This is a genomic window from Actinomycetospora sp., from assembly GCF_036497585.1.
Lineage (GTDB): Bacteria > Actinomycetota > Actinomycetes > Mycobacteriales > Pseudonocardiaceae > Actinomycetospora.
In genome coordinates this window covers 1-9,811 of record NZ_DASXJD010000044.1, presented here as the reverse complement: position 1 = coordinate 9,811, position 9,811 = coordinate 1, and the positions used below count along the sequence as shown (strand labels likewise).

10 protein-coding genes are annotated in these 9,811 nt (G+C 76.0%); 5 read left to right on the top strand and 5 right to left on the bottom strand.

Going from position 1 to position 9,811, the window contains the following annotated elements; all coding sequences use genetic code 11:
• Positions 1-176 precede the first annotated feature (176 nt).
• From VGH76_RS04335 to VGH76_RS04325, 3 genes are read left to right on the top strand one after another with little or no spacing between them, the layout of a single operon-like run.
• Positions 177-1,397, top strand: a complete 1,221-nt coding sequence (locus VGH76_RS04335) for a hypothetical protein (RefSeq protein ID WP_331555383.1) — start codon at positions 177-179, stop codon at positions 1,395-1,397.
• A 9-nt stretch (positions 1,398-1,406) separates the two neighbouring features.
• Positions 1,407-2,366 carry a diacylglycerol/lipid kinase family protein gene (locus VGH76_RS04330; protein ID WP_331555382.1) on the top strand — a complete coding sequence of 320 codons (960 nt, stop codon included), beginning with the start codon at positions 1,407-1,409 and terminating at the stop codon, positions 2,364-2,366.
• Between the two features lies 1 nt (position 2,367).
• The gene (locus VGH76_RS04325) at positions 2,368-2,697 is read left to right on the top strand and encodes a TraR/DksA family transcriptional regulator (RefSeq protein ID WP_331555381.1); all 330 of its coding nucleotides are present in this window, start codon (positions 2,368-2,370) and stop codon (positions 2,695-2,697) included.
• 164 nt (positions 2,698-2,861) lie between these two features.
• Here VGH76_RS04325 and VGH76_RS04320 read toward each other — a convergent pair whose 3' ends face one another.
• The 5 genes from VGH76_RS04320 to VGH76_RS04300 all read right to left on the bottom strand — a co-directional run bounded on the left by VGH76_RS04320 (position 2,862) and on the right by VGH76_RS04300 (position 6,923).
• Entirely contained in the window at positions 2,862-3,398 is a 537-nt protein-coding gene (locus VGH76_RS04320; protein ID WP_331555380.1) for a GIY-YIG nuclease family protein, read from the bottom strand.
• Between the two features lie 47 nt (positions 3,399-3,445).
• Entirely contained in the window at positions 3,446-4,684 is a 1,239-nt protein-coding gene (locus VGH76_RS04315) for an MFS transporter (protein WP_331555379.1), read from the bottom strand.
• Positions 4,685-4,686: 2 nt separating this feature from the next.
• A complete protein-coding gene (locus VGH76_RS04310; protein ID WP_331555384.1) occupies positions 4,687-5,070 on the bottom strand; it encodes a hypothetical protein in 384 nt (127 codons plus the stop codon).
• 276 nt (positions 5,071-5,346) lie between these two features.
• Positions 5,347-6,402, bottom strand: coding sequence for a nuclease-related domain-containing protein (locus tag VGH76_RS04305; protein ID WP_331555378.1), 1,056 nt, complete (start codon positions 6,400-6,402; stop codon positions 5,347-5,349).
• Positions 6,402-6,923 (bottom strand): DUF2505 domain-containing protein, encoded by a 522-nt coding sequence (locus VGH76_RS04300; RefSeq protein WP_331555377.1) that lies wholly within the window; start codon positions 6,921-6,923, stop codon positions 6,402-6,404. The genes VGH76_RS04305 and VGH76_RS04300 overlap by 1 nt, the downstream gene beginning before the upstream one ends.
• A gap of 57 nt (positions 6,924-6,980) precedes the next feature.
• Here VGH76_RS04300 and dinB point away from each other — a divergent pair, with 57 nt between their 5' ends.
• Positions 6,981-8,246: a DNA polymerase IV gene (dinB, locus tag VGH76_RS04295; RefSeq protein WP_331555376.1), complete on the top strand. Its 1,266-nt coding sequence runs from the start codon at positions 6,981-6,983 to the stop codon at positions 8,244-8,246.
• A gap of 297 nt (positions 8,247-8,543) precedes the next feature.
• A complete protein-coding gene (locus VGH76_RS04290; RefSeq protein WP_331555375.1) occupies positions 8,544-9,551 on the top strand; it encodes an IclR family transcriptional regulator in 1,008 nt (335 codons plus the stop codon).
• The last annotated feature ends 260 nt before the right edge of the window (positions 9,552-9,811 follow it).

Here is a 9,811-nt window from a genome sequence, read left to right as displayed (position 1 = left end):
CTAGGGCCGGTGCGAGCGGCACTCTCGCTGCTTCCGGGTGAGCGAGAGTGCCGTTCGCTCGCCCGGGGGTCGCCCGCTACGGTGCCGCCGACACCGGGGGTGGCTCGATGGTGGGTAGATCGTCGGACGAGGCGGGTGCCGGACGTGTGGCGGGGCAGTCTCGCCGTGTGACGGGTGTGGCTGCTGTGGTCCTCGTGGGTGCCCTGCTGGCCGGGTGCGGGCAGAGCGCCCCGGCGGCCGACCCGGCCGCCGACTCGTCGTCGGCCGCGCCGTCACCGGCCGGGCCGCTGCCCGCGTCGGTGACCAAGGTCCTGCCGACCGCCTACCTGCGGTTGGCGGCCGCGGCCGACCAGCTCGACCCGGCCGCCGGCTATCCCCGCTCCGTGGACCGGGGCAAGACGACCTGGACGGTCAACCCGGTCTCCGACTGGACCTCGGGGTTCTTCCCCGGGGAGCTCTGGCTGTCCCGCGAGCTGACCGGGGACCAGGCCTGGACCGCCCGCGCCCAGCGCTGGACCACCCCCATCGCCTCCCAGGTCCACCGCACCGACACCCACGACCTCGGCTTCGTCGTCGACGACAGCTTCGGCGCCCAGCTGCAGGCGACCGGGACCGGCGCCGACGACGTCGTCACCGCCGCCCGGTCCCTCGCCACCCGCTACTCGCCGAAGGTCCACGCGATCAAGAGCTGGGACACCGAGGGCGACGACGACAAGCGCGGCGCCTGGCGCTTCCCGGTCATCATCGACAACACCATGAACCTGGCGCTGCTGGACCGGGCGGCGTCCCTGCCCGGGGGCGACCCGGCATGGCAGGACATCGCCACCCAGCACGCCCTCACCGCGTCGCGCACCAACATGCGACCCGACGGCAGCACCGCCCACGTCGCCGTCTTCGACCCCGACACCGGCGCGTTCCTCGAGCGCGAGACGTGGCAGGGCGCGTCCCCGGACTCGACGTGGTCGCGGGGGCAGGGCTGGGCGATCCACGGCTTCGCGGCGCAGGCGCGGGCGGCGGCCAACCCGGAGCTGCGGGCGGCCGCGGTGAAGGCGGCCGACTGGTGGCTCGCCCACACCTCGCCGGGCAACCGCGTCCCGGCGTGGGACTTCTCGAAGCCCACCGAGGAGCGCGACACCTCGGCGGCCGCGGTCGCGGCAGCGGGCCTGCTCGACCTCGCCGACCAGGTCGGCGGCGCCGACGGCGCCCGCTACCGCCAGGCCGCCGGCGAGACCCTCGACGAGCTGGCCACCAAGGACGTCGCCCCGGCCGGCCCGGCGCTGCTCGCGCACGCCACCGGCGGCAAGCCGCAGGACGACGAGGTCGACGTGGGGATCGTCTACGCCGACTACTACTTCCTCGAGGCCGTGCGGCGCTGGTCGGACCCCGCGCGGACGTAAGCTGACGGTGTGTCCGCCGCGTCCCCCGTGCCCGGTCCGCCCGCGACCCGGCCGTACGAGAGCGTGCTGCTCGTCTACAACCCCACGAGCTCCGGCGGCGGCGAGGGCAAGGCGCACACCCTCGCGCGCGACCTGCGACGGCTCGCGCCGGACCTCGACGTCGAGCTCGTCCCCACCGAGTACGCCGGGCACGCCCGCCGGATCGCCGAGAGCGCGGCGCGGACCTACCGCCCGCTCGTGGTGTCGGTGTCCGGGGACGGCGGCTACAACGAGGTCGTCGACGGGGCGATGGCCGGCGGCGACGGCACGCACACCGGCACCGTCGTCGCGGTCGCCTCGGCAGGCAACGCCAACGACCACCGGCGGGTCACCCGCCGTCGACCGCTGGCCGAGGCGATCGCGGACGGCGTCGTCGAGCACCTCGACGTCCTGCGGCTGACCGTCGGGCCGAACCCGCCGCGCTACGCCCACTCCTACATCGGGCTGGGCATCACCCCCGTCGTGGCGCTCTCCCTGGAGCGCAGCGGGAAGGGGTCGATGCGCGAGCTCGTGACCACGGTGCGGGAGTTCCTGCGCTTCCGGCCGTTCGAGATCGAGCTGGAGGCGTTCGAGGGGGAGACCGACCGCGGCGTCGGGGTGGGCGAGTTCCTCGGGCGGCACCGCTACGACAGCCTCATCATCGCCAACCTCTCCGAGATGGCGAAGTACGTGCGCCTCTCCGACAGCGGGGACCCGGCCGACGGCCGCTTCGAGATCGTCGGCATCCCCCATCGGGGTCGTTTCCGGCTCCTGCTCACGGGGATCCGGGCCGCGTGGCGCGGACTGGGCTGGCAACCGAGCGCCCGGCGCCTGCGCTTCCGGACCGTCGACGAGCTCCCGCTGCAGCTCGACGGCGAGGTGATCACGCTCCCGGCGGACACCCCGGTGGTGATCGAGCTGGTGCACGCCGCCCTCACCACGGTGCGGTGAGGTGAGCGCCGCGGAGGACCTCGCCGCCGAACGGTCCGCGACGCAGGCCCGGATCGCCGCCCTCGAGGCGCAGATCGCGGGGATCGTCGAGACCGCCTCGGCGAGCTCCGGCGACGACGAGCACGACCCCGAGGGCCAGACGATCGCCTACGACCGCGCGCAAGCCCAGGCCCTCCTGGGACGGGCCCGGGCGGACCTGGCCGAGGTCGACGCGGCGTTCGGGCGACTCGACGCGGGCACCTACGGCGTCTGCGAGGTGTGCGGGCGGCCGATCCCCGGGGAGCGGCTCGAGGCCCGGCCCGCGGCGCGGCGGTGCGTCCGGCACGCGTGAGGGGCGCCGCCTCGCCCCGAACGGCAGCAACGGCACGTTCCTGGCGTCCAATGCCAGGACGGCGCCGCTCACTCACGGCCGGCGGCGCGCCCCGAACGGCAGCAACGGCACGTTCCTGGCGTCCAACGCCAGGTCGGCGCCGCTCACTCACGGCCAGCGGGCCCTCACGGCCGGCGGAACGGCGCCCCGACCTCGCGCGGCGCCTTCTCCCCGGCCGCCGCGACGTAGCGCTGCTCCGCCTCGTGCGCGCCCGCCGACTCGAGCCCGGCCGGCCCGAGCAGCGCCGCGACCGCCGACCGGTGGGCCTCGCGGTCGTCGTCGGGGACCCAGGTCAGGGCCAGCCGCGCCCGCAGCCAAGCAGTGAGCCGCTCCTCGTCGGCCTTGGGGAGCACGACGTCGGCGGCCCACGTCGGCGCGAGCGCCAGCTCCTCGAGCAGCAGGCCCGCCACGACCCGGCGCAGGCGCGAGACCCCGGTCCGGTAGAGGTCCTGACGGCGGACGCGGTTGCGCAGCATCGTCGCGGTCCCGAGGTCGAGCAGCCGCAGGTCGGCCGCCGGGTGCGCCGCCCCGTTCAGCGCCGGGAGCACCGAGGGTGCCGCCCACCACGCGAGCAGGCCGGGTACGCCCGGGAGGTCGGCCACGGTCGCGTCCAGCTCCCCGGGCGCGGCGGTGAGCGCGGCGGCGGCCTCGTCGGGGGTCACGGCGCACGAGTCTCCCGCCCGTGCCGCGAGGGGAGGATCCGGCCGCTCTAACCGGCCGAGGGCCCCCCTCGCGCGGAAGCCGCCGGGGTTGACGCGCCCGGCCGCGACCGCAGCGCCCCGGCCACGACCGCGGCACCCAGGGAGGCCACGGGCACCACGAGCAGCCCGGTCCCGACCGACGAGGCGTCGGCGATCGCCCCGATGACCGGCGGCATCGTCAGGAAGCCCAGCCGCGCGAGGAACCCCACCACGGCGATGCCGTCCCCCGCCCGTACCCCCGGTACGGTCCCGGCCGCCGCGAACGCGAGCGGGAAGAGCGTCGCCACGCCGAGCCCGGCCAGCGCCCACCCGACGACGGCCGCCCACGGGTGCGCGAGCAGCAGCGCTGCCATGAGCGCCGCCATCGCGACCAGCGCGCCGGTCCGCGCCACCCGCACGGGGCCGAAACGGTCCACGACCCGGTCCCCCGCGAGGCGCCCGAGGGTCATCGTCGTCTGGAACGCCACGAACGGCAGACCCGCCACGAAGGCGCCCGCCCCGAGGTCGTCGCGAAGGTAGACCGCCCCCCACGACGCCGAGGAGTCCTCCACCGCGCCCGAGCACACCATCAGCCCGGCGACGGCGAGCAGCGGTGCGACGGTGTGCCACGACGTCAGCACCCCCCGCAGGCCGGGCCCGTCGTGCACCACGGCGTAGTGGTGCTCCGGGGGCAGCACCGCCCGCCACGCCAGCGCCGAGGCCACCGCCAGCACCGCCCCGACCACCGCCAGGTGCACCGCCACCGGCACCCCGAGCCCCGCGGCGGCCGCGCCGAGCAGGCCCGCCCCGACCGCGGCGACGCTCCACGTCGCGTGGAGGCCGTTGATGATCGAGCGGCCGTAGCGCTCCTGCACGACGAGGCCGTGGGCGTTCATGGCGGCGTCGGTCCAGGCGTCGGTGACACCCAGCAGGAACAGCGCCGCGGCCAGCGCCCACCACGCCGGGGCCAGCGCCACCAGCGGCAGCAGCAGCGCCCCCACCAGGGACACCGCCGCCGCGACCCGCCCGCTGCCCAGCCGCGCGATCAGCGGGCCGGCCAGCACCCCGACGAGCAGCGCCGCGCCCGGGAACGCCGCGATCGCGGTGCCGAGCTCGGTGTTCGACAGCCCGAGCCCGTCGCGCAGCGCGGGGAACCGCGGGACGAGTGAGTTGTAGGTGGCGCCGTTGACCGCGAAGAGCGCCATGACGGCGCCGCGGGCCCGGCGGTCGGCGCGCGTGGGCGCGGCCCCCGTCCCGGCTCCGGGCATCCTCAGAACGCGTACCGGATCGGCAGCCAGGGCGCGTGCACCTCGACCAGCTCCCGGAACCGGGCGACCGCGCGCCGCTTGACGTCGCGTCGGTAGCGGACGTTGTCCTGGCCGTTCTGCGAGCGCTTGGGCTCCTGGGCCTCGGGATGCCAGAGCACGTCCTCGGCGTGCGGGTGCCAGCCGAGGTTGACCTCGTGCAGGCCCTCGTTGTGGGTCAGCAGGATGACCTCGCAGGCCGCCTGCTCCCGCGCGGCGGGCGAGAGCCGCTCGCCGAGCTCGTCGAGCAGCGCCGCCCACCGGCTCTGCCAGCGCTCGCGCAGCACGACCGGCGAGAAGTTGAGGCGGACCTCGTAGCCGGCGGTGACGAAGTCGTCGACAGCCGCGATGCGCTTGTCGATCGAGCTGGTCCGCAGGTCGAGCTGAAGTCCGCGGAGCGCCCGTTGAGCCGCACCGTGAGCGACTCCTTCTCCCCGAGCACGAGGTTCTCGGCCTTGACCCGCACCCAGCGCGACACCTTCGCGGCCTCGCCGTGCAGGTCGGGGATGGCCCGGTGCGAGTCGACCTCGACGACCTCGGCGGCGGGGAGCGCGCGAGCACCTCCTGGCCGCGCATCGAGGCCAGCGACGCCGGCTCGGCCCAGATGGTGCGGACGTCCAGCACCGTCATGGCAGCCAGGTGTCGGAGCGGCGCGCGACGGCGTAGGTCTCCTCGACGGCGGCGGGCGAGAGCCGCTCACCGCGGCTGCGCATGGCCCGCGCGAGGTCCCCGGCGCGGGCGACGATCACCCCGCGGGGGCGGCTGTGGGTGACGATGGTGGCCCCGACGACGGCGATGACGGGGGTCACAGGCGGTGGGTCGAGCACCTCCTCGAACCCCGCGGCGAGCGCAATCGCCTCGGCGATCCGGTCGTGCACCTCCTCGCCGAGGGTGCGGATGCGGGCGAGGTCGAACTGCCGGCTGTCGATCTCGAGGCCGGTGGTGGAGGCGTGGACCTTCCCGCCGGGGTGGTGGCGGACCTCGACGACGAAGACCCCGGGCGTCCCGATGACGAGGTGGTCCAGCGTCACCGTCTCGCCCCCGACGGCCATGTCGATGCCGTGCAGCATCCGCCACCCGCGGCGGCCGGCTCCCGGGCCGGCGGACTCGCGCACCAGCGCGTCGGCGACGGCGTGCCGGCCGTCGGCGCGCAGCCGCAGCTCGCGGTCGCGCTCCCGGTGCCCGGCCGCGCGGGCGCGGGCCGCCTCGCGGAGGAGGCCGTGGTCCGGCCCGTGGAAGGCGAGGTCCTCCCAGTCGTCGGTCTCGGCCACGTCCTCGCCGGTGGAGCGGCGGCCGGTGTCGACGAAGGCGTCGGCGCGGAAGCCGTCCGCGCTGTCGGCGGACCAGCCCTCCGACGGCGTCGCCGGCCCGGCCTCGAGCGCCGGCGCGCCGCTGTGCGCGCGGTCGCGCGGGCGGGGTCCGCCCTGGCGGGGGATGCGCAGGGTGTCGGTGAGGCGCCGTCGCGACGGCCGCCGGGGCTCGTCGTCCCCGAACCCCGGGAACCGGGGCAGGTCGTGGGCGACGAGCCAGTCGTCGAGTTCGGCGACGAAGGTCGCGCGGAACGTCGGCGCGACGTCGGACACCTCGCCGGTCGTGAGGTCGTAGGTACCGAGGCGGCTGCCGTAGGGCGAGGTGACGACGACGCGGTCGCCGCGCCCGAGGCGCGTGCGGCGTGCGGGCATCAGGACTCCCGGTCCGTGTGCGCGTCGAGCCAGCGGGTGATGTTGTCGTGCTCGACGCGGGTGAGCGATCGGACCCCGTCGGCGACGGCGCCCTCGACCAGCGCGCCCGCCAGCGGGATGGTGACCGTGACCGCCACGTCGACCGCGAGCCGGCAGCCCGAGACGCCCGCCGCGGCGACGCTCATCGTCCCCTCGGCGCGGACCGGCGCACGGGGCACCGCGACCTCCACCTCGCCGTCGCAGCGCTCGGGGCTCAGCCGCCACCGCTCGGTGCGGCGCAGCACGAGCCCGCCGGTGAGCAGCCGCCCGATCGCGGGCGGCACCTGGCCGGTCGGCACCGGCTGGCGGACGACGACCTCGACGGTGCCGTCGTCCGGCGTCCCGGTGGTCCGGTGGCGCTCGATCTCGCCGCCACCGCCCGCGTCGAGCCGCGCGCGGTGGAACTCGGGGTCGGCCAGCGCGACGGAGAAGTCGGCCACGTCGTGGGGGTAGTCCCGGCTGGCCCGCAGTCGGGTGGTCACGTCACCTCACCCTAGGGGCCGAACGCCGGGTGCGCTGTGACCTCGTCGTGGGAACATGTGTTCGTGTCCACCGGCGGCGGGGCAGCGGCGACGATCCTGCACGCCGACCTGGACGCCTTCTACGCCTCGGTGGAGCAGCGCGACGCCCCCGAGCTGCGCGGACGGCCCGTCATCGTCGGGGGCGGCGTGGTGCTCGCCGCCAGCTACGAGGCGAAGGACGCCGGGGTGCGCACCGCGATGAACGGCCGCCAGGCGCGGGCGCTGTGCCCCGACGCGGTCGTCGTGCGGCCCCGCATGGAGGCCTACTCGGCAGCGAGCAAGGACGTGTTCGCGATCTTCCGCGACACCACGCCCCTGGTCGAGGGGCTCTCGGTCGACGAGGCGTTCCTCGAGGTCGGAGGGCTCGCCCGGCTCGTGGGGACCCCGAAGGACATCGCCGCACGGCTGCGCGGCCGGGTCCTCGCCGAGGTGGGCCTGCCGATCACGGTCGGCGTCGCGCGCACCAAGTTCCTCGCGAAGGTGGCGAGCGGGGTCGCCAAGCCCGACGGGCTCCTCGTCGTCGACCCCGACCGGGAGCGCGAGTTCCTGCACCCGCTGCGGGTGGAGCGGCTCTGGGGCGTCGGCCGGGTGACCGCGGGGCGGCTGCACGCCCTGGGCATCCACACCGTCGCCGACGTCGCCGACCTGGGGGAGCCCTCCCTGGTGTCGCTGCTCGGGCGCGCCGCGGGCCGGCACATCCACGCCCTGGCCACGTTCTCCGACCCCCGGGCGGTCACCCCCGGGGTGCGACGCCGCTCCATCGGCTCGCAGCGCGCGCTCGGGCGGGGGCGGCGCTCGCCCGAGGAGCTCGACACCATCCTGGCCGGGATCGTGGACCGGCTCGGCCGGCGGCTGCGCGACGGCGACCGGGCCTGCCGCACCGTCGTGCTCCGGCTCCGGTTCGACGACTTCGCCCGCGTCACCCGGTCGGTCACCCTGCGGGCCGCGACGACGCAGACCGCGCCGATCGACCAGGCCGCGCGCGACCTGCTCGGCGAGGCCATGCCGATGATCCTCGACCGCGGGATCACGCTCATCGGGCTCTCGCTGGCCAACCTCTCGGGCGAGGACCGCGAGCAGCTCGAGCTGCCCCTCGACGCCCGGGAGGAGCCCCGCTCGGCGCTCGCCGGCGCGGGGGCGGGGGACGCGCCGCGGGACGCGGCCGCCCTCGACCGCACCCTCGACGCGGTCCGCGCCCGGTTCGGCGCCGCCTCGGTCAACCGCGCGACGCAGCTCGGGCGGGACCCCGGGACGACCGTGCCGGTGCTGCCGGAGCACGAGTAGATCTTGCTCTGAGATGTCTCCCTCTGAGACACGCGGGGCCGTCCCGGGGCTCCGCCCGGCGCTCCGATAGGCCGCTGACCTGCGACGAACGGCGTCGAACGCCGGTTCGGCGGTCATGTGCAGCATCTGCACACCGAAACGGTGATGTTGACCACAGGGTTGTCCTGGGCGTTCAGTGACCTGCGTCTCGCCGGGACCAGCCGGCGACGGACGCACCCGGACCCGGCCACCACCGGGGACGGACCCGCCACCACGGGCCGCATCGGCACCACCACCGCCGCACGGGAGGGAGCGCGCATGACGGACCGCACCGGCACCCGCGTCGCCGGCTCCGGCCGCTCCCTCAAGACGGCTGCCGAGGCACTGGCCGCGCTGCGCTACCTGGGTGCCGCGGCGGCCGGCGTGACCGCGGAGGAGCTCGGCGTCGAGCTCGGCAAGAGTGCGGCCACCGCGCGGTACCTGCTCAACACCCTCTGCCAGGAGGGCTACGCCCGCCGCGGGGGTCCGGCCGGCACCTACCGCCTCTCCGACGGGCCGCCGTGGGGCGACGCGTGGGGCGGCGCCGGGGAGGAGACCGCGCCGGAGCCCGACGACGAGCCGGAGCCGGGCATCGCGCGGGTCCTGGACCTCGATGACGCCCGCGAGGCGCTGCGCCCGCTGCGCCGCGAGGACGACCCGGTCAGCCGCTACGAGCTCCCCGAGAGCCTCGCCGACGCGGTGACCGAGCTCTACTGCCGCACCCGGCAGCGCTCCTACCTCGCCCGGTGGGACGGCGACGCGACGGTCATCGTCGACGCCCGCGGCCACCAGGGCCTGGCGCGCATCCCCGACCTGCGCGAGCGCATCCCGGTCGCCCAGGCGCACGCGCTGGCGGTCACGAAGGCGCTGTGCGCGACGTCCGCGGAGATCGAGCAGCTGCTGCTCGCCCAGACCGACCGTGCCGCCTTCACCGCCACGACGATCACGACGACGCCGGGCCTCGCGCGGGAGCTCGCGCGGGTCCGCCGCGAGGGCGTCGCGATCGACCGCGAGGAGTTCGCGGAGGGCTTCTGCTGCGTGGGTGCGCCGATCGTGGCGCCCGACGGCCGGGTCGCCGCGAGCATCGCGGTCTCCAGCCCCGCCCGCCGGTTCGCGCAGGACTCCGCCGCGCTCACCGACGCCGTCCGCGACGTCGCCGCCACCGCGATGCGGGAGTGGCGGGCGCGGGTGGCGGCGACCGGCACCGTCCGCGGGCGCGGGGACCGCACAGACCACCTGGCGATCGAGCACAGCGGACCGGGCGCAACCGGTCCACCGAGGAGGTGAGGCACCGAGGACCACCGGCACGACCAGGCCCGGACAGCGCGGGCCGCTCCGGAGGCACCGACTCCCGTCGGGCTCCACCACTGCAGGTCGATCAAGGAGGAAAGATGAGCCGTCAGAGCTTGGCGAAGGCTCACCAGAAAATCCAGGAACTCTCCTGGGAGCCGCAGTACCACGAGCCGTACATGAAGTACGGCACGGACTACACCTTCAAGAAGGCCGCGAAGAAGGACCCGCTCAAGCAGGTCCTCCGGTCCTACTTC